This is a genomic window from Leucobacter aridicollis (assembly GCF_013409595.1).
GTDB lineage: Bacteria > Actinomycetota > Actinomycetes > Actinomycetales > Microbacteriaceae > Leucobacter > Leucobacter aridicollis.
Map to the genome: position 1 here is coordinate 221,753 of NZ_JACCBD010000001.1, position 19,232 is coordinate 240,984.

General features: G+C 64.0%; 20 protein-coding genes. 5 read left to right on the forward strand and 15 right to left on the reverse strand.

Annotated features, from left to right (window positions below):
* Positions 1 to 84: 84 nt before the first annotated feature.
* The 3 genes from BJ960_RS00990 to BJ960_RS01000 are packed head-to-tail and all read right to left on the reverse strand — an operon-like array spanning position 85 to position 4,089.
* On the reverse strand, positions 85 to 1,839 hold the full coding sequence (locus BJ960_RS00990; RefSeq protein WP_185985887.1) for an IlvD/Edd family dehydratase: 1,755 nt from the start codon (positions 1,837 to 1,839) through the stop codon (positions 85 to 87).
* Positions 1,836 to 3,206 (reverse strand): family 4 glycosyl hydrolase, encoded by a 1,371-nt coding sequence (locus BJ960_RS00995; RefSeq protein ID WP_185985888.1) that lies wholly within the window; start codon positions 3,204 to 3,206, stop codon positions 1,836 to 1,838. Before BJ960_RS00995 ends, BJ960_RS00990 begins: the two co-directional genes overlap by 4 nt.
* A gap of 43 nt (positions 3,207 to 3,249) precedes the next feature.
* On the reverse strand, positions 3,250 to 4,089 hold the full coding sequence (locus tag BJ960_RS01000; protein ID WP_185985889.1) for a fumarylacetoacetate hydrolase family protein: 840 nt from the start codon (positions 4,087 to 4,089) through the stop codon (positions 3,250 to 3,252).
* A gap of 53 nt (positions 4,090 to 4,142) precedes the next feature.
* Here BJ960_RS01000 and BJ960_RS01005 point away from each other — a divergent pair, with 53 nt between their 5' ends.
* Entirely contained in the window at positions 4,143 to 4,871 is a 729-nt protein-coding gene (locus BJ960_RS01005; protein ID WP_185985890.1) for a hypothetical protein, read from the forward strand.
* A 58-nt stretch (positions 4,872 to 4,929) separates the two neighbouring features.
* Here BJ960_RS01005 and BJ960_RS01010 read toward each other — a convergent pair whose 3' ends face one another.
* From BJ960_RS01010 to BJ960_RS01040, 7 genes are all read right to left on the reverse strand, one after another.
* Positions 4,930 to 5,610, reverse strand: a complete 681-nt coding sequence (locus BJ960_RS01010) for a polysaccharide deacetylase family protein (protein ID WP_185985891.1) — start codon at positions 5,608 to 5,610, stop codon at positions 4,930 to 4,932.
* Positions 5,611 to 5,624: 14 nt separating this feature from the next.
* Entirely contained in the window at positions 5,625 to 5,996 is a 372-nt protein-coding gene (locus BJ960_RS01015) for a hypothetical protein (protein ID WP_185985892.1), read from the reverse strand.
* Between the two features lie 100 nt (positions 5,997 to 6,096).
* The gene (locus BJ960_RS01020; RefSeq protein ID WP_185985893.1) at positions 6,097 to 6,873 is read right to left on the reverse strand and encodes a DeoR/GlpR family DNA-binding transcription regulator; all 777 of its coding nucleotides are present in this window, start codon (positions 6,871 to 6,873) and stop codon (positions 6,097 to 6,099) included.
* Positions 6,857 to 7,864 (reverse strand): D-2-hydroxyacid dehydrogenase, encoded by a 1,008-nt coding sequence (locus tag BJ960_RS01025; protein WP_185985894.1) that lies wholly within the window; start codon positions 7,862 to 7,864, stop codon positions 6,857 to 6,859. Before BJ960_RS01025 ends, BJ960_RS01020 begins: the two co-directional genes overlap by 17 nt.
* Complete coding sequence (locus BJ960_RS01030) at positions 7,861 to 8,769, reverse strand: carbohydrate ABC transporter permease (protein WP_185985895.1); 909 nt, start codon at positions 8,767 to 8,769, stop codon at positions 7,861 to 7,863. The genes BJ960_RS01025 and BJ960_RS01030 overlap by 4 nt, the downstream gene beginning before the upstream one ends.
* A gap of 6 nt (positions 8,770 to 8,775) precedes the next feature.
* The gene (locus BJ960_RS01035; protein ID WP_185985896.1) at positions 8,776 to 9,660 is read right to left on the reverse strand and encodes a carbohydrate ABC transporter permease; all 885 of its coding nucleotides are present in this window, start codon (positions 9,658 to 9,660) and stop codon (positions 8,776 to 8,778) included.
* A gap of 56 nt (positions 9,661 to 9,716) precedes the next feature.
* On the reverse strand, positions 9,717 to 11,009 hold the full coding sequence (locus BJ960_RS01040) for an ABC transporter substrate-binding protein (protein WP_185985897.1): 1,293 nt from the start codon (positions 11,007 to 11,009) through the stop codon (positions 9,717 to 9,719).
* Positions 11,010 to 11,197: 188 nt separating this feature from the next.
* Between BJ960_RS01040 and BJ960_RS01045 the strand changes: the two genes are divergently transcribed.
* From BJ960_RS01045 to BJ960_RS16425, 4 genes are all read left to right on the forward strand, one after another.
* Positions 11,198 to 12,106 carry an SIS domain-containing protein gene (locus BJ960_RS01045; RefSeq protein WP_185985898.1) on the forward strand — a complete coding sequence of 303 codons (909 nt, stop codon included), beginning with the start codon at positions 11,198 to 11,200 and terminating at the stop codon, positions 12,104 to 12,106.
* Positions 12,107 to 12,404: 298 nt separating this feature from the next.
* Positions 12,405 to 13,430, forward strand: a complete 1,026-nt coding sequence (locus tag BJ960_RS01050) for a carbohydrate kinase family protein (protein ID WP_185985899.1) — start codon at positions 12,405 to 12,407, stop codon at positions 13,428 to 13,430.
* 41 nt (positions 13,431 to 13,471) lie between these two features.
* Positions 13,472 to 14,395 carry a c-type cytochrome biogenesis protein CcsB gene (gene ccsB, locus BJ960_RS01055; protein ID WP_185988087.1) on the forward strand — a complete coding sequence of 308 codons (924 nt, stop codon included), beginning with the start codon at positions 13,472 to 13,474 and terminating at the stop codon, positions 14,393 to 14,395.
* A gap of 209 nt (positions 14,396 to 14,604) precedes the next feature.
* A complete protein-coding gene (locus BJ960_RS16425; RefSeq protein ID WP_202229207.1) occupies positions 14,605 to 14,796 on the forward strand; it encodes a hypothetical protein in 192 nt (63 codons plus the stop codon).
* A 221-nt stretch (positions 14,797 to 15,017) separates the two neighbouring features.
* Here BJ960_RS16425 and BJ960_RS01065 read toward each other — a convergent pair whose 3' ends face one another.
* From BJ960_RS01065 to BJ960_RS01085, 5 genes are read right to left on the reverse strand one after another with little or no spacing between them, the layout of a single operon-like run.
* Positions 15,018 to 16,475, reverse strand: coding sequence for an SIR2 family protein (locus tag BJ960_RS01065; RefSeq protein ID WP_185985900.1), 1,458 nt, complete (start codon positions 16,473 to 16,475; stop codon positions 15,018 to 15,020).
* Positions 16,476 to 16,491: 16 nt separating this feature from the next.
* Positions 16,492 to 17,445, reverse strand: coding sequence for a polyphosphate kinase 2 (gene ppk2, locus BJ960_RS01070; protein WP_185985901.1), 954 nt, complete (start codon positions 17,443 to 17,445; stop codon positions 16,492 to 16,494).
* 34 nt (positions 17,446 to 17,479) lie between these two features.
* Positions 17,480 to 17,794, reverse strand: coding sequence for a metal-sensitive transcriptional regulator (locus BJ960_RS01075; protein ID WP_185985902.1), 315 nt, complete (start codon positions 17,792 to 17,794; stop codon positions 17,480 to 17,482).
* A 9-nt stretch (positions 17,795 to 17,803) separates the two neighbouring features.
* Positions 17,804 to 18,790 (reverse strand): EamA family transporter RarD, encoded by a 987-nt coding sequence (gene rarD / locus BJ960_RS01080; RefSeq protein ID WP_185985903.1) that lies wholly within the window; start codon positions 18,788 to 18,790, stop codon positions 17,804 to 17,806.
* The gene (locus tag BJ960_RS01085; protein WP_121074129.1) at positions 18,771 to 19,223 is read right to left on the reverse strand and encodes a GNAT family N-acetyltransferase; all 453 of its coding nucleotides are present in this window, start codon (positions 19,221 to 19,223) and stop codon (positions 18,771 to 18,773) included. The genes rarD and BJ960_RS01085 overlap by 20 nt, the downstream gene beginning before the upstream one ends.
* Between the last annotated feature and the right edge of the window lie 9 nt (positions 19,224 to 19,232).

Below are 19,232 nucleotides of genomic sequence, written 5' to 3' on the forward strand. Positions count from 1 at the left end.
TGCCCCGCGGCCACGAGCTGAGTCACCGCGGGGGCGAGGATCCCCGATCCACCCACGACGAGATATGACGATGGCTGGGTCATGTCAGAACGCCTGCGGTCCGACGGCCGCACCGCTGCTGCCCTGCAAGAAGTCGAGGTCGAGTCCCTCGTCTGCCTGCGTGACGTGTTCGATATACAGGCGCGTCCACCCGCGCTCGCTGCCGGGCACCTGCGGCGCCACCCAGCCGGTCTTGCGCGCTGCAAGTTCGGCGTCGTCGACGTGCAGGTGCAGGCTTCGACTCGGCACGTCGAGGGTGATGGTGTCGCCAGTGCGTACGAGTGCGAGCGGGCCACCGGCGGCCGCCTCCGGCGCAACGTGCAACACCACGGTGCCGTACGAGGTGCCGCTCATTCGGGCATCTGAGATGCGCACCATGTCGGTAACCCCGGCCTCGAGCAGTTTTCGGGGGAGCGGGAGGTTGCCGACCTCGGGCATGCCGGGGTAACCGCGCGGTCCGACGTTTCGCACGACGAGAATGTCATCGGCGGTGACCTCCAACTCGGGGTCGTCAGCGTCGGCGAGGTACGCATCGAGGGTGTCCCAGACCAGCGCGCGCCCCGTGTGCGTGAGCAGCTCTTCGGAAGCGGCCGACTGCTTCACGACAGCACCCCGCGGCGCGAGGTTGCCGCGCACCACGGCGATGCCGGAGCCGGGAGCCTTGACCGGATTGTCGAGCGGCCGAATCACCTCGGGGTTGTACACCTCGGCGCCCGCGTAGTTCTCGCCGAACGTCTTGCCGCTCACCGTGAGCGTGTCACGGTGCAGCAGATCGCCGAGGGTCTCCGCGAACCCGGCGGTGCCGCCCGCATACTCAAAGTCCTCCATGAGGAACCGCCCGCTCGGCATGAGATCGGCGATGACCGGCACGTCGCGGACGAGCGTGTCGAAGTCGTCGAGCGTCAGCTCCACGCCGACGCGGCGAGCGAGCGCGAGCAGGTGGATCACCGCGTTCGTGGAGCCACCGAGAGCTGCGTTCGCACGAACGCCGTTCTCGAACGCCTCGCGGGTGAGGATCTTCGACGGGCGCAGATCCTCCTCGACCATCTCGACGATGCGGCGCCCAGCGAGGTGGGCGGCAGTCGAACGGCGCGAATCGTTCGCAGGCAGCGCGGCGGTGCCAGGCAGCTGCATGCCCATGAACTCCGACACGCACGCCATCGTCGACGCGGTGCCCATCGTCATACAGTGGCCCTGGCTGCGCGCCATGCACCCCTCGGCCTCGGTGACGGCGGCCTCGTCGATCTGCCCGGCGCGGTACGCCTCTGTGAAGCGCCAGACCGAGGTGCCTGAGCCGATGTCACCGCCGCGGTACTTACCGTTGAGCATCGGCCCGCCGGTGATGAGCAGCGACGGGATATCGACTGAGGCGGCGCCCATGAGGTAGGCCGGGGTGGTCTTGTCGCACCCGGCGAGCAGCACGACGCCGTCGAGCGGATTCGCACGCAGCGTCTCCTCGAGATCCATCGCCATGAGGTTGCGCAGTAGCATCGCGGTCGGGCGCACGAGCGGCTCGCCCGCAGAAGTCGTGGGGAACTCGAAGGGCACGCCGCCCGCCTGCCAGATCCCGCGCTTCACATGCTCAGCGAGCACCCGAAGGTGAATGTTGCAGCTCGTGAGCTCACTCCACGAGTTCGCGATGCCGATGACGGGGCGGCCCCGGAACGTATCGTCGGGGAGCCCCTCACTGCGCATCCAGGAGCGGTGCATGAACCCGGTCTTGCCGTCGGCTCCGAACCACTTCGCGCTGCGCAGGCCCTCGCCCCAGTCGTGGGTCGAGCCAAGATTCTTCGCGCTCATGCTGTGAACCTCGGGAGATTGGCTGCCTGGGCCGCGAGCAGGTCGTCCGTGAGCGCCGCGGCGCGGTCGCTATCGAGCACTGCTCCGTCGGCGATCATCGCCTCAATGACGAGGTCGCGGTTGCCCGTCAGGGCAGCCTCGACTGCGATGTCCACCGACGAGAGCCGGCGGGCGAGCACGCTCGTGAGCGGCCCCCCGAGGTCGGGGACGGCGATGGGGCGGATCCCGCGCGCGGTTGCGACTCCAGGAACTTCGACGGCCGACCAGTCGGGCAGGCCAGGTACCGTGCCGTTGTTGATCACGTTGCAGCTGAACATCTCGCGCGAATCAAAGGTGATCGAGCGAATGATTGAGATGAGCTGTTCCTGCTCGCCGCCGCTGCGCTCGAAGATGGATTCGTCGAGCGGATCCTCGCCGTTCGCCTGGCGACGCATGGACTGGTAGCGATTCTCGCCCCAATCGAGGATCTCGGGAAGGCTGAACGCGTCAACGCCGAGCTTCTTGCCATAGTAGTCGCCGTTCGCGAAACGCTCGGGGAAGAATTCGACAATGTGGCGGTCGCCCGCGGCTGCGAATGCGCCGTAACGATGGAACAGCTCCCACGCGTAGGGGTTGTGCCACGCGGAGGGGGTGTCGTAAAAAATGTTCCCGATCTCATCGGGGTTCGGGGTGACGGCGAGCTCACGCTCGACGCGCTCACGCACAATCGGCCAGGCGTCCCGCCCGTCGAGACGGAAGTCGTAGATGAACGTGAGGTGGTTGATGCCGGCGTACAGCGTCGACGTGCGCTCGAACGGAGCATCGATGAGCTGGGCAAGTTCGCGCTGGATGTGGTGCACCCCGTGGCAGAGGCCGACGACATCGAGCCCGGTCTGCTGGTGGATCGCCTGCACGTTGGCGGTCATTGGATTCGAGTAGTTGAAGAAGTGCGCCTCAGGTGCGAGTTCGGCAATGTCATGGGCGATATCGACGAGGACGGGTGTCGTCCGCAGCAGCCTGCTGATGCCGCCGGGCATAATCGAGTCGCCGACCGGCTGATAGACGCCGTGGCGCTGCACGATCTCGTGATCGAGCTGCCAGGCCGGGCGGCCGCCCACCCCCACGCACGTGACGATGAAGTCTGCGCCGGGGAGGACGGCGCGGCGGTCGTCGCTGCGCACCACGCGAATCTTGCCCTCGGCTCCGCGCGCGGAAACCATGGCCTCGGCGAGGTCCGCCGCGACATTCAACGCCTCAGTGTTGATGTCGACGAGGCGGATCTCCCAGTGCCCGAGGTCTGTTGCGCCGATGAGGTCGGCGAGTAGGCCGCGGGTGAAGACCGCGGACCCTGCCCCGATGAGAACGAGGACGCGTCGTTCGGATGTCATTGCTTGCTCCTTTGCCAGCGGTGAAACGAGAGTTGTGCGGGATCTATTGGGTTCGCTGCGAACGGTAGACGTAGCGGTTGGTGAGTTCGCCCAGGCCCTCCACGCCGCAGACGACGGTCTGGCCGTGTTGCACGTAGCGCGGGGGAGTACGGAAGCCGCCGGCACCTGCCGGGGTGCCGCTGAGCACAATGTCGCCCGGCTCGAGGGTGATGCCGTCGCTCACGAACGCGAGGATAGTGGGGAGATCGAAAATCATCTCGGAGGTGTGGTCCTCCTGCATGAGCTCGCCGTCGACGGTGGCGTACACGCGGTGTGAGGCAGCGAGGTTGAATTCGTCAGAGGTCACGAGCCACGGCCCGAGCGGGGTGAACGTGTCAAACGACTTCCCTCGGGTCCACTGGGCATCGGCAAACTGCACGTCGCGTGCCGAAACGTCGTTTGCGACTGTTGCCGCGGCCACGTCGTCGAGCGTTGCCGGGGTGATTCCGCCGCAGCGGCGCCCGATTACGAGCGCGAGTTCCGCTTCGAAGTCGATGCCCTGGGTGAGGTGGTCTGGTACGAAGACGTCGGTCGTGGGGCCGGTGATTGACGAGGGATATTTGGCGAAGGTCAGCGGACGTTCGGGAGCGGCGAAGCCGGTCTCTTCGGCGTGGTCGACATAGTTCAATCCCACGGCGATGATCTTGCCCGCGCCGCTCACGGGGGCGAGCAGCTCGAGATCGCTGGCGTCGATGGTGTCCCAGTTTGCTGCGACGTCTGCGCGAACGGCGGCGATCGCGGCGAGGGCGTCGTCGGGGAAGTCACTGGGCGCGAGTCGTGTCGCCCCAGCAGTGTCGACGATGATGCGAGGCTGGCCGTCAATGCGTGCCCGGGCGATTCTCAATGTTCTCTCCTTTGCGAAACCGAATGAGCCCATTCTGGCATAAACATTCACAAATGAGCAAGAATGGGCAGATGCACTCATTATCCATTCTCACTGTCGGCCCGAACCACGAAGGCGTTGGGGCCCCATCACTCGTCCAGGGCGTCTACGGTGCAGTCGGCAACCTTGAACTACTCTCATGCGACCGTGAAGACGGCCTCTGGGTCTACTGGTTCAATTCCGACCGGGAATCAGATCCGTGCGAGACCCCCGACGTACCGGCTGGGACGTGGAGCGCCGGGCTTCACTTTGCGTCAGGCGCGGCCTACGCCGAAGCGCAGATCATGCAGTCGTCGGAGGGGCCGAACCACCTTGAAGTCCTGGCCTTGACTCGGGCCGGAGCGCTCGAAAGCTGGTTCTGGTCTCCGGGGCCCGGATTCCAGCGACGTGGGACGCCGGCGTGGAGCCGTGACGGGGCGGATCGCGTCGAGGCATTCAACGCCGTGATCAGCGGCGGACAGGTCTCCGTCACCGTGCGCACTAGTCACGGTACGCTGCGCCGACTCCATTCCGACACGACGCGGTACCCTGAACGCCACTGGGAGGCCAGCGCCACGGGCCCGGGCCTCACCGATGGCTGGGCAGACCTTGCCAAGCTGCGGCTCGTTGAACCGGCCGAGGCGATCCCGAGTACCGCCCGCGAAGCCAGCTCTACCCGCGAGGGCGGAATGCGCGAAGTCACGTGGCGAGGTGCCGACGGACGGGTGCGTCACTGGGGGCTGCCGCTCCGCGAGGAAAACTAGACGACGGGGCGGGGGCGCACATCAAGTGCGCCCCGCCCCGTCGCAAGTTTTCCTTTGGCTAGCGAATCCGGTGGATCATCGTGTTCGAGAACACGTAGCGGTACCCCGCCTCGCGTACGGCATCGTCGTGCAGCGCACTCTGCCCGTACGAGGAACCGTGGAGCCAGGCAAACGCCGGCGCTTCCTGTCCGGTGACTGCCTCGAGCTTGCGCTTTGGTTCGAATACCTCACGCTCGAGATCCTCCGCGGTGAAGACATTGTCGTAGCCCTCGTGGCGGGCGGTGTGTGGGAAGACCACGTGCCGTTTCGACAACTGCGCGACCTCGTCCCACGTCATCGCGATCCTGCCGCCGCGGGTGTCCTCCTCGACGAGTGAGATCCAGTGTGCCCGGGCGAACGCCTCCTGGTGTTCTTCCGGGGTGTCGAGAAACGACGTTGCGATCGGGAACCAGCCCGTCAGGCCGAGCTCCTCGCAGAGCGGCGCAGCGACCTCAGCGGAGTTACGGTAGCCCTCGTAGAACACCGGGATCAGGCCGGGCCGGTCGGCGTGCCACTCGCCGGTCTCGAACAGTCGGTCGAGATCAGCGAGGGTGACAGGGGCGTAGTCCTTGGCGAAACCTGCGAGCTCGGCGGCGAGTTCGTCGCGGGCGACCCGTGGCGTTGAATGGTAGTTCACCACGCGGATGAAGTGGCCGTTCTGAAGCTGTTCGCGAGTGCGGCTCAGTGCTGGGCGAGTCATGGTATTCCTTTGATCTAGGCGGTGTGAGTTGAGGCTTCGGGATCCTGCAGCGGAGCTGCCCCCGGAGCGAAGTGGGTGTATGCGAGGACCTGCATTGCGGTGATCAACGAGCCCTCGTCGAGGTCCTCGCCCCAGGGCGTCAGCACCGCCGAGTACTCGTCGAGGATGCGAGCGAACTCGGCACCTTCGCCGCGCTGCGGAGCGTCGGCGACGACCGGGATCGAGCCTCGCTCATCTACGAGACCGATGACCATCGGGATACCCTCGCGTTCGAGCCGGCGATCATGGCAGGCGCGCATCAGGCCGACGATATCGCCCGCAGCGAGCAGTGTCGCGGGTGACAGTTCCGCCTGCTGTGAGTCGGTGTCGTGATCGGTGACGGACATGGTGATACTCCTTTGGGTAGGTGAGACCGCGGCAAACAGGGTGCGGCAACGCACCCCGCCGGGCGGCGTGGGAATGGGAAAAAGGGGAAGCGGGCGGCCGCTAGCAGGTCTCGACGGTGATGCCAGCGGTGCGAAGGCCCGACAGAGCCGCCGCATCTGCGCCGTCGTCGATGATGAGCCTGTGGATCTTGTCTGCGGGAGCAAGCCGACTCGGGCCACGCTGAGCGAGCTTCGAATGGTCGGCGAGCACGATGAGTTCGGATGCCGCACTCACCAACGATCGATCGGTCTGGCTCTCTGAGAGATTCGTGCCCGTGAGCCCCATCTCGGCGTCGACCCCGAAGGCGCCCGTGTACACCTGGTCGATGCCGAACTCGCTAAGGCCCGAGATCGTGAGATGACCGAGCAGGCTCAGCTCGTTGCGCCTGAGAAGACCCCCCAGAACGATCACTGAGATCTCTGTCGCCTGCACGAGCCGGTTGGCGACGCTGAGATTGTTCGTCAGCACCGTGAGCCCGGGAATGCCCGAGAGATGGGGGAGCATTGCGTCGGTGGTCGTGCCACCCGTGATCAGGATCGTGGAGTGATCCTTTACATGCGCGGCCGCCGCGCGGCCCACCCGGAGCTTCTCCTCGGCAAACGAGATCTCGCGCAGTGGGCGCAGTGGCTCGATATCTTCGACCTGCGCCGCGCCCCCGTGAACGCGCTCGAGAAGGCCGCGCTCCTGCAGATCGTTGAGATCGCGTCGCACCGTTGATGTGCTCACTCCGAGCAGCTTCGCGAGCTCGTTCACGGATCCCGACCCGTACGAACGGATGTAGTTCAGGAGCTCGCGCTGCCGCTTTGGGCTGAGTAGCGGTTCAGTAGCCTGCGACACGGTTTACCTCGTTGAGTAGGGGGCGGTTCTCAGCCAGTCGGGTGAGATTCTCCACGACAAGATCGAGCGTCTGGGCCTGATACTGCGGAGCCAACCCTGCGACATGCGGGGTGATAAGCGCGCCAGGTTCCCGCCACCAGTGAGAGGTTTCGGGAAGAGGCTCATCATCGAACACATCCAATGCGACTCCGGCGATCCGGCCGGCGCGGAGCCGGTGGAGGAGGGCTTTCTCATCAACGATACCGCCCCGGGCGATATTGATGACAAATGCATTGTCGGGAAGAAGGTCGAGCTCGCGCTCGCCGATCATGCCCTTTGTGAGTTCAGTGAATGGAACGACGACGATTAGGAAGTCGCTTCGCCGTAAGACGGCGTCGAGCTCCGACATGGGAAAGAGCTCGGTATGGTCTTCGCTCGGTGCGAGCCGGCCGGTGTCGAAGACGTCAGCCTGCGTGCGGGCGACGCCCGAGCGGCTGACACCCAGCACGGTCATCCCGAGCACCGAAGCGAGCCGCGAGATCTCCCTGCCGATCCTGCCGTAGCCGACTATTCCGACCGTTGCACCGGCGAGCTGGCGAGGGGTGAGCGATTCGAGCCGGTCGGCATTCGACGGCCACACGCGTTCTTCCCGCTGCTGCGCGATTCGGGGCATCCGGTGGGCGAGCTCTAGGAGCGTCATCATGGCGTACTCTGCCATCGGCACCGGCGCGATCCCGCCAAGCGTCGCGATCGGCACCTCGGTGTCCCACAGCGAGGTTTTTCGAACATGGTCGACGCCCGAGGTGTCGAGCTGGATCCCGCGAAGCTGGGGAACCGCACTGGCATCGGGGAACCAGTCGCCGGTGTGGAGAAAATCGATCGTGGCGAGTGCCGCAGGCCCCGGTGGCTGCTCGGCAGTCATGCGGTGGATCGAGACATCCGGCACGCGCCTGGCGAGCTCGGCGAACCATTCGTCTGGCAGCGGCAGGGAACTGAGGTAGTTGAGAGTCACTTGATACCGCTCCTAGCAAATCCTTGGACGAAGTAGCGTTGGAAGAAAATGAACAGCAGCACCATCGGGAGCACCGAGATGAGTGCCAGCGCCATGATGGCGTTGTAATCGGGGGCCGTTTGGTTCTTTAAGAACAGCAGGCCAATCGGGAGCGTGAAGAGCTCGTTGTCCTTGAGCGCAATGAGCGGCCACGCGAAGTCGTTCCAGCTCCCCATCAGCGTGAGGAGCGTGAGCACGGCGACGAGCGGCTTGCACAGCGGCAGGACAACCTGCACGAAGATTCTGATCTGTCCGGCGCCGTCGATGCGGGCCGCCTCGATCACCTCATCTGGAATCCCTAGGAAGAACTGTCTGGCAAGAAATACCCCGAACGCGGTGGCTGCGGCGGGAAAGATAACACCCCAGTACGAGCCGTAAATCCCCAACCCCGACACGAGCTTGAACTGCGCGACCATGATCGCTTGCACCGGAATCATCATCGTCGCGAGCGCGAGCAGGAAGACGACGTTGCTGCCCCGGAACCGCAGGCGTGCGAACGCATACCCGGCAAGCAGGTTCACGACCACCGTAATGGCGGTTACGAACGTGCCGATCACGAGCGAATTCCCAAACCATTCCATGACGGGGAATCTGTCGAACACCTTCGCGAAATTCTCGAGCGTGAACGTGCTCGGCCAGAACCTCAGCCCCGGCTCGAACACCTCTCCGCGCGGAGAGAAGGCGACAACGATCATCCAGTAGAGGGGAAAGACGACGATCAGTGCGACGACTGCGGCAATGACCGTTCGAATCGCGATGCCAGCGCGGCCCGCGCGAGGACGCTGGGCACTGCGGCGAAGTCGAGCGTTCTTCCGTCCTCGCCGCTCTTCAGCTTCTGCAATGAGCAGAGTTGTTGTTTCAGTCATTGTGGGTCACTCCACGAGGTCTCGGTTGCGGTTGCTCTTCCACTGAATGAACGTGAATGCGAGCGTGATGAGCAGGATGACGATGCCGATCGCGGCACCGTAACCCTGTTCGCGAATCTGGAATCCGTTGCGGTAGGCATATGTCACCAGCACGGAAGTGGAGTCCTGCGGGCCGCCACCGGTCATGACAAAAATGATGTCGAAGACCTGGAACGAGGCGATGACGTTCATGATGAGCAAGAAGAACGTCGACGGCCCCACGAGCGGCACAGTGATCGCCCGGAACTGCTGCCAGCGACTCGCGCCATCAATCTTTGCCGCCTCGTAGAGCTCGGGAGAGATGCCCTGCAGGCCCGCAAGGTAGATGATCATGTTGAAGCCAAGCCGGAGCCAGATCGCAGCGATCACGACTGACATCATTGCCGGGCCGCCTTCGGACTGCCAGCCCACTGGATCGAGGCCAATGGCGGTGAGGACCTTGTTCACGAGGCCGTTCGATTCGTAGAACAGCAGCACTGCGACCATACCCGAGGCGACGCCAGAGATGACCATGGGGAGCACGATGATCGTGCGGAACAGGCCGCGCGCGGGGAGCACTGAGTTCAGCAGGACCGCCAGAGCGAGTCCGCCGATCAGTTCGAATGGAACCGTCGCCAGCGTGAAGATTGCCGTGTTGCCGAGGCTGCGCCAAAAGACCGGGTCGGCCATCAGCTGCGAATAGTTCGCGAGCCCGACCCACTCAGGGGTGCCAAACCCCTTCGTGCTTTGAAAGGAGAGGATCGCGGCCCACACGATGGGGACAAACAAGAAGAGTGCGAGCAGAATGAGGTTTGGTGTGATGAAGAGCCAGCCTGCGAGGCCCTCGCGTGATCGGAGCGACGTGCGCCCCATTCGGGCCCGTAACGCGACAGAGCGCGGCCTCCGGGCCCGAACGGTTGCTTGAGTCATTAGTTCGCCGCCTCCTCGATGGCTGCGCTGAGGTTGGCGAGAGTCTCAGTAGTGCTCTGCCCACCGACAAACGCTGCTTCGAGTTGGTCCTGCAGCGCCGTGTTCACGGCGGCCATCACGGGCGAGGTGAGCTGCTTCACGTCGCTCGGCTCGATCGTCGCGGCCTGATCAACAAACACGGGCATGATGTCGGGGCGAACCGCGAACTCAATCGCGTCGCCTGAAAGTGCCGTGCGAGTTGGAAGCTCGTTGGTCGCCGCGCAGAACTGAGCCATCGCCTCTTCCGACACCATGAACTTCAGGAATTCAGCGGCGAGCTCCGGATTGTTCGAGTCCTTGCTTGCCACAAGCGCGTTGCCGCCCAGATCGGTCGCTCCGCGCTCGTCGCGGGGCATCGGTAGCGCGGTCCAGTCGAATTTGGTGAGGTAATCGATGTCAGGCACGAGGAAGGAGCCGGCAAAGGTCATTGCTGCGGTTCCCTCGGTGAACAGCGAGTCTGCGTAGACCGTGCCCTTCGTTGAACTGGCCGGCGGGACCCACCCCTGGTCGAAGAAGCTCTTGGTGAACTCAAGTGCCCGTTCGCCTTCTGCCGAGTCGATCGTCGCCTTCGAGCCATCGGTAAACGTGCCGTCAGCCTGGAAGAGCCAGCTCAGCCAGCGCGCAGCGCCGGCGAGTTGCCAGTTATAGACGAAGGGGTACTGGTTCTCTGGCAGGCTAGCGCGCAGCTGGGTGGCGACGTCGCCAAATTCTTCCCAGCTCCAAGCGTCTTCCTGGGTCTGTGGGAGGGACGCGGTGTCGATTCCGGCGTCGGCAAGCATTTTGGTGTTGACGAGCAGGGCCGACACGTCGGTCTGGTGCGGAACACCGTACGGGGTGCCCTCGAACGAGACAGCCTCCCACATGGCCGGAGTGAACTCGGCAATCTCGTCTGCGGAGAACGCATCACTGAGATCGAGCAGCTGCCCCTGGCTCGAATAGACGCCAAGGTTGCCGTAGTCCACGCGGAACACGTCTGGTGCATTGCCCGCTGAGAGCTGCGCGTCGATGTTTGAGAACATCTGGTCGTAGGGCACGAGATTGAGCTTGACGCTCACGCCCTCGTTCTCGGCTTCGAACTGCGAGATCAGGTCTCGGAATTCTGCTTCCTCGGCTTCGCTACCCCAGGCGGTAAACGTCAGACTGCCCTCGTCTTCCGCTGAGCCGCCACCAAAGCCTGCGCACCCCGAGAGCAGCATTGCACTCGCGGTAAACAGGCCAACGGCCTGGACGGCCCGCTGTGATCGCTTCTTCAAAATGACGCTCCTTGTCTCTGACCGAGGGGCGCGTCGCGGCTCTGCGACGTCGCATTTCGGCTTGCGTTGAAGTATTCAACATTTTATGCCAATTAGTCAATAACTTCCATTTCGTGCTCATTTCTGATTGAATCTGATCACGGTGTCGGCGAAGTTGCCGGCCCGAAACGACCTTCAGGAAGTGTTTTATGAACAACGCCACCCCTGCTCGCGGAGCAATGACGCGGGCCGAACTCACCAGCCAGCCTGAGATCTGGACAGAAGCGCTCAGTCACGCCGCGCAGTTCAATGCACTTCTCCCGCAGCCGGGTGAGAGAGTCCTCGTGCTGGGGTGCGGCACCTCGTATTACATGGGTGACGCGTATGCCTACCTGCGCAATGATGCCGGGCTTGGCCGGACGCGTGCAGCGATACCCCGGGAGCTCAACTGGGTGGACGACGACGAGCATATTGTCGTCATTTCTCGCTCCGGCACCACGGCAGACGTGATCGCACTGGTTGAGAAATACCGGGATACCCATCGCATCACGGCGCTGCTCGGGGGCCTCGATACGGAACTCGGTCGGCTGTGCGAGGGCAGGGTCGTCGATCTCGGCTTCGCTGACGAACAATCAGTCGTGCAGACCCGATTCGCGACGACTGGCCTGACCGCGCTCCGCAACTCGCTCGGGCTTGTACCCAGCACGCTCATTGACGATGCCCACGCGGCGCTCGCGGCCGCGCTACCTATGGCGCCCGGCGCTGTTCGCCAGGTGGTGTTCCTCGGGCACCGCTGGTCTGTGGGGCTTGCCCATGAGGCGGCTCTGAAGGTTCGAGAATCTGCGGGGTTTTGGACCGAAGCCTATTCGGTCTGGGAGTACGAGCACGGGCCGATCTCCTGCGCTGGCGAGGGGTCGCTTGTCTGGTTCCTCGACGAGGTGCCCGAGAAAGTCGTGGCGAAGATTGCCGCGACCGGAGCACAGATCTACTCAAACGCGCTTGATGCGCAGGCAAATCTCCCACTGGCTCATCGCCTCGCGGTCGAACTCGCCGAGGTTGTAGGACGTGACCCCGATACTCCACCTCACCTGAACCGCTCAGTGTTGGTTGTAGAGTAATGCCGGTCATTACCCTGAGTATGCCGGCGACCTGGCCGGCGGCCCCAAGCCAAAGCGTGGCCGAAGCAGTTGCAGGTGCGCTCGATCTCGGGGCAGGGGACGTGATTGTGCTCGAGACGCCCTACGTTGACAGCGCGCGCAGTGGTCCCCTCAAGTCCAGCGGGCACTGGGTGCTCGTCACTCTTCGCGGTTCGGATCGGGGGGTGGACGCGCGAGACCGAGCAGTTACAGCGGCCTCTGCTGCTGTGGCGACTTGGGCAGAGCGATCGGGTGTCGGCCTTGAAGGAGTGTGGTGTGAGTGGCTGTTGAGCTGAGGCCAGCATCTTTGCTGGTGGTCGGCGAACTGTGCGTCGACATTGTCGTAGATCTCGGCGGCGGGGAGCTGAGGTTCGGGCAACACGAGCAGATAGTACCGGCGACGACCTTGACAATGGGGAGCTCTTCAGCGATCACTGCGTGCGGCGCGGCCACGCTCGGTTTACCAACCGAGCTGGTGAGCGCGCGAGGCGACGATATGTTTGGGTTATTCCTGCGCGACGAGCTTAAGCTGCGCGGTGTTGGCCAGCAGCATGTGAGCGTACACGACGGGATCCCAACGGGTGCCTCCACGCATCTCACGCGGCCAGGCGGCGATCGCACGATTCTGACATCGCTTGGCACGATTGGCATGACAACAAACGCAGACGTGTCGGACGCGATGCTCGCTGCGGCAGCTGGACTGCACATCGGTAGTTACTTCTTACAGCATGCGCTGCATAATGGTGGCGCGGTCGAGCTGTTTCGGCGAGCGCGCGCGGGAGGCCTGCGCACCTCGCTCGACGGGAACTTTGATCCGACAGAGCGTTGGGACTCCGGGATTCTTGAACTCTTGCAGCACACCGATGTGTTCTTTGGTAACGACGAAGAACTCTGTGGTATCACGGGCAAACAGGATCTTATGGCTGCTGCGCGGGCGGCCCTCTCTCAGATGCCGCCCGGTGGAGTGATTATTGCAAAGCTAGGGGCCGACGGAGCAGTCGCAGTGACACAAAGAGGAGAGATCACAGTCAAGACGCCCGACCTCCCGGGGGAGGTCCTCGACACTGTGGGAGCGGGGGACACTCTTGCTGCCGGAACGCTGACCGGGCTATTGCGCGGTGACACGCTCGCCGACGCCCTCGCGCTCGGCGTTGCATGCGGCACAGCTTCGACGCGCGGTGCCGGTGGCGTTGCCGCGCAGCCCAGTTTGGCGGCCGCTCATGCGATCCGCTCAGGGATGGTTTCTGGCCAGCCATACTCTCAGCGAGCGATCCGGTACACGGAGTATCCTGAGGAATTGTGCTGACCGAGCTTGAAACCTACTCAACGATCGCGCTGTATTCAGGCATGATCGTGTACGCGATCGCGTTTGTCTTCTACGTGGTTGACCTCGCGAACCGCAGCGGCGACGCCGAGGTCGCGACCGCTGCACCTGCGGTCGGCGCGAAGGCAGCTGCGGGCGGGACGACCACGCTCGTGAAGCCGCGCCAGAAGGCGACGGCCGCAGCCCCGCGCTCCCGCTGGCTGCGCGCAGGCTTTGCGCTCACCGTGCTCGGCTTCGCGCTGCACCTCGCCGCGACTGTGTTGCGCGGTATCGCTGCGGACCGCGTCCCGTGGGCGAACATGTACGAGTTCGCGCTCACCGCGACGGTCTCGGTCGTTGGCATCTTCCTGATCGTGCAGTTCTTCGTTGACCTGCGGTTCCTCGGCACCCTCGTCACCGGCCTCACGCTCGTCTTCCTCGGCGTCGCAAAGGTGAACTACTACGTCGAGATCGTGCCGCTCGTTCCCGCGCTCGACTCGTACTGGCTTGTCATCCACATCATTGTCGCCGTGCTCGCGGTCGGATTCTTCACGCTGTCGTTCGGGCTCTCGATACTGCAGCTGCTGCAGGCCCGCCGAACGACCTACCTCAAGGCCGGGCAGACGAACTCGCTCGCGTTCATGGGTGGCTTCCCGAACCAGGTGCGCCTGGAAGACCTCGCCTACCGCCTCGCGATCATCGGCTTTGCCTTCTGGACGTTCACGCTCATCGCCGGTTCAATCTGGGCCGAGGCTGCCTGGAGCCGCTACTGGGGCTGGGACGTCAAGGAAGTCTGGACCTTCATCATCTGGGTGCTCTACGCGGGGTTCATCCACGCACGGGCGACGCGCGGCTGGCGCGGCACCCGGTCGGCGTGGCTGAACATCGTCTCCTACGCCGCCGTGATCTTCAACTTCTCGGTCGTGAACGTGTTCTTCAAGGGGCTGCACGCCTACTCAGGACTGTAAGACTCGCTGAGTCGGCAGCGCTCGGCCAACAGCGCTATGCCATGCGATCTGCAGCGGGAATGCCGACTCCTGAACAGGAGGGCAGGTCTTCTGCAGATCACATTGGGTGGGCCGAACGCGGGTGGTTGGGATTTGCGGCTGCGCGGCTGAGCCGAGGTCCCTCTGCCCTAACGGGTTGCGGCCCCCTCGAGCGCACCCGAACGCTCGGCATGCAGGGCAAGGTGACGATGTCGCAGGCCTACGAACTCGGCTCGGCATCCGAGTCGACGAGCCGGCGCCTTATCGAGGAGCTCGCAGAGCTCTACGTGTCGATGACGACAAGCGCGATGATGGATCGCGGAAGCGACCGCACGGTGCTGCACGCCGGGGTCGTCGTCGCCGACGGTCTGCAGCTCGTATAGCGCTCAGCCAGCAGCGCTATATGGTCAGCGCACTTGTCACAGTCCTCGTTTACGACCGGGAGCGAGCGCGTTATGCGGCGCGCTTGCCTGCGGGCTTCTTGGCCTCAAACACGAGACGCCCTTTTCGGGCAGTTTCCCGGGCAGCAAAAGAACCGGTCTTGGGATCTTTCGCGAGACGAATCGTGTAGTGCGAATCCTTGGGCCCGCGTGACTGCGTTGTCTTAGTCTCCGCCATGATCTCCTCCTCGCTTGACACTCATTGTACTCGCTGAGGCTGCGAAGCCAACGCCTGATATTCGTTTGCTCCATTCTGCGCTTAGCTCCTGCGCGATGCCTGCCCATTGTGCACGAAGGCTGGCGACGGAGTTAGCCGTTCGTGCCACGGCGAAGGTAAGCACCGCAGCGCACACGCGGGGGTGCACGCCGTCCGACACGAACACGGGAATCGCAAGCACAGAGTGCCATTTTGGGGAAGAATGCTGGCGAGCATCGACCGCTCGCAGCTGCACTTCTTCGGTAGCGAGGGTTTGTCCGGCAATCCAGGGGCTGTCGTGCCCGATGGGAACTCGCTTGAACTGGTCAGGGCTCCGATAATGGCCTTCGGCAGTCGCCCACCGAACGAGTTCGCTCTGTCCGTTAGCCAACCAAAATGTGCTCCGCACGGGCATCTTGCCAAACACGTGTTTCAGACGTCGCGCAGCAGCGCTGAGAGCCTCGGAGAACTCGACCTGCAGTTCTGCGAACCGTTCATTGTGTCTTCGGAAGGTGGCAATTGCTCGACCCTTCGGCGCGACGTATCCAGAGTGACCTGCTGTCGGAAGCTCGCGAACAATGAGCGCAATGTCGGAGAAATCGTGCAACGTCAGTGCAGAAAGGCCGATTGACTCCCACTGTTCTTGGAGCGCGGGGCGGACTTCCTTGAACGTTTGCGAGTCCAGCCTGAGGCCCTCCCGAACGATCGTGACGAGGGCGGGATTGCTGCTCGACGGGAGGGCTTTGTGAAGCCAATGCCGGAGATCCGGGTCGCGGTAAGTTGAACCCGTGAGGAGCAATGGTCCGCGGTCCAACGCTTGGGTGAGGTACTCGAGTTGCCACGGGGAGTTTTCCGCGAGTAGTTCCGCGTAATCTCGGTACGTGACCACCATCTCGTGATTGCGATGAGCGCCGTAGTCTGTGGATTCGAGTGCGCCGTGCAGATGCGCGACCGATGCGTTAGCGCTCTGGAAATCGTAGGCTGAGGTCGCCACCCGGATTTCATCAACGCCAGCGGCCAACAGCGCTTCTTCGAGGAGGGTGTCAAAGTTGAGCGTCGCGAGTGACGTGCGGTGAGGGAACTGCGTGTAATGCGCAGCGATTGCAAGATGAAGCGGTGAGGGGCGCAGCGGTCCATCGAGCCCGGAGTACAGTGCTTCGCCCACGAGCTGGCTCCATTCCTCCGCTGCTCGAGTGCGTGCAGCTTCGAGGAGGAATGAAGGGTCCTGGGCCTCGATGAGTGTCCTCGCTGCGTGCTCCGAAGGAACCACTCCCGTGCGCACAGCAAGGCGTGTGGTGAGGGTATTCCAATCGGGCAGACCAGACGGCGCGGAGGCACCAGCGCCAATAACGAACGTGAGGTGTGAGGTGTCTGTGATGGCGCGAAAGTGCGCCATTACCTCGGCGTCGATGTCTGGGGCGCTCATCAGGGCTGTGCTGCTGTCAGTTCCCGTTGACCACCGGGAAGGTGCCCGTGGGCGTCTCACCATCGTCGTAGACGTCGGCGGGGGAGCCGATGATCTTGGCGTCTGGCGTGCCGACGACGTCGAGGTCCTTCCCCGGGTAGTCGAACTTCGCGAGCACCCAGCGCATGGCCTCGAGGCGGGCGCGCTTCTTGTCGTTCGACTTCACGACGGTCCACGGCGCGTGCGGCGTGTCAGTGTAGAAGAACATCGCCTCCTTCGCGCGGGTGTAGTCGTCCCACTTGTCGAGGCTCGCGAGGTCCGTCGGAGACAGCTTCCACTGCTTCACCTTGTCCTGCGACCGCGACGTGAAGCGGGCGCGCTGCTCGGCCTTCCCGACGGAGAACCAGAATTTCACGAGGTGGATGCCCGAGTTCACGAGCAGCTCCTCGAAATCGGGCGCTGACCGCGTGAACTCGAGGTACTGCTGCGGGGTGCAGTAACCCATGACGCGCTCGACGCCCGCCCGGTTGTACCAGGAGCGGTCGAACATGACGATCTCGCCCGCGGCCGGCAGGTGCGCAACGTAGCGCTGGAAGTACCACTGCGTCTGCTCGCGGTCGGTCGGGATCTCGAGCGCCACGACGCGCGCGCCGCGCGGGTTCATGTGCTCGGTGAACCGCTTGATCGCACCGCCCTTGCCCGCGGCGTCGCGTCCCTCGAAGATGATGACGATCTTCTCGCCCGACTCCTTCACCCACGCCTGCAGCTTGAGCAGCTCGATCTGCAGCTTGCGTTTGGCCTTCTCGTACTCTTTGCGGCCGAGCTTCTCGTCGTACGGGTAGCCGTGCCGCCAGGGCGCGTCCGGCGAGTCGTCGCCGGCGTCGTCGCCCCCGAGGAGTTCCTCGAGTTCGTCGATCTCGGGGGTGATGTCGACCTGGCCGGCATCAGCCATGTCGAACTCGGGCGTCGGATTGGTGGGCTGATCGCTCATTGCGCTCCTTGTCTGTAGAGACCTGGCGCTTAAATCATCCCACGAAGCGCGATATGGCCTGGGTCGCTTCGCGAAGTTTTTCCTGCGCGACCTCCCCGCCCTCCTCGGCAGCAGAGGCGACACAGTGCCGCAGGTGGTCGTCGAGCAGCGAGAGCGCTACGCGTTCGAGCGCTTTCGTCGCCGCGGAGACCTGCGTGAGGATGTCGATGCAGTACTTGTCCTCTTCGACCATGCGGTGAACGCCGCGCACCTGGCCTTCGGCACGACGGAGCCGCTTGAGCAGGTCTTCCTTGTGCCCAATGTAGCCGTGCTCGTGCCCCTCAGGCGCGTGTTCCTGCTGCTCACCCATACGAGCACTTTACCCTGCCGGCGGGCCGGGCGGCTGCGCGTCCGGGCCGCCTCGGCGCTTGCCGCGCGAACTCCGGACGAGCTGCACCGTGCCGCCGACGACGAGGATCAAGACGGCGCCCCACACGGCCATGTACATGGGCCACTCGCCGCTTGCGATGCGCTCGCCGATGAGGAGCGACGCGACGACGAGGAGGGCGGGCTCGAGGTAGCTCATCAGCCCGAAGATGCTGATGCTCAGGAACCGGGAGGCGAGGAGGTAGCAGATCAGCGCGAAGCCGCTCCAGAGCGCGAAGGCGGGAGCGAGCCACATCAGCGCGGGGTTCTCGGCGAGGGTGCGCCCGTTCGTGACCTCCGCGATGACGAGCCACAGGGCGAAGGGCGCGAGCACGAGGAACTCCCAGAACATGCCGCCAAGGTGGTTGATGTTCAGGGCGCGGCGCAACACGAAGTAGACGGGGTAGCCGAGCGCAACGAGCAGTGTCTCCCACGATACCGAGCCGACGCGAATGATCTCCCAGACGACGCCAACCGCCGCGACGCCAGCTGCGAGCCAGTGCCACCAGAGCAGCGTGTCACGGTAGAGGAAGCGGCCGACGATGACGAGGATGAGCGGCAGCAGGAAGTAGCCGAGCGCGACGTGGAGGCCACGGCCGTGCAGGGGAGCCCAGCTGAACACCCAGAGCTGCGCGGCGACGAGGAGCCCGCAGATCAGGATCGGCACGATCAGCACCGGCCGTCGCCGCAGCCGGATCCAGATGTCAGCGATGAGCTGCTGCTGCCGGAACGCCGCAAGGGTCAGCAGAATAAGCGGCAGCGTGAAGAGGTTGCGGATACCCCACAGGGACTCGGCCGATGCCGGCGCGAGTGTGGGCGTGATGAAGTAGATTCCGGCAAAGCACAGCGACGAGATGACCGAGACAATGAGCCCGCGCTCGGTTGCGGAACGACCCGGGGATGCCCCGCCAGAAAACGACTTAGAGGTCGATTGCCCCAATGACTTCTCCGTAAGGGGTTTCGCCTACGGGAGTGAAGCCGATGTGCAGGAAGAACTCTTCGGGACCCTCGGCACCGCGCTCCCAGAGCACGGTGAGACGGCCGACCTCGCGGCGCTTTGCCTCGTCGATGAGCGCGGTGACCGCGAAGGTGCCGACGCCCTGGCCCTGCACGTCTGCCTCGACGTTGATCCGCCAGAGCGCCGCACGGAACTCCTCCTGCGGGGCGTCTGGGTCGAAGTTACCGTGGATGAACCCGACGACCTTGTCATCGAGCAGCACGACGCGCTGCCAGGCGCTCTCCGCCGGGGTGACCGCGGCGGCTGCGGCGTAGGAGACAGGCGTGATGAACTGCTCCTGGCCGGGCTTCAGGCCAAGGGTGTTCACCGCAACGATCGTCGCTGCAGAGAGTTCTTCTAGTCGCAGTTCACTCATACCAACAGG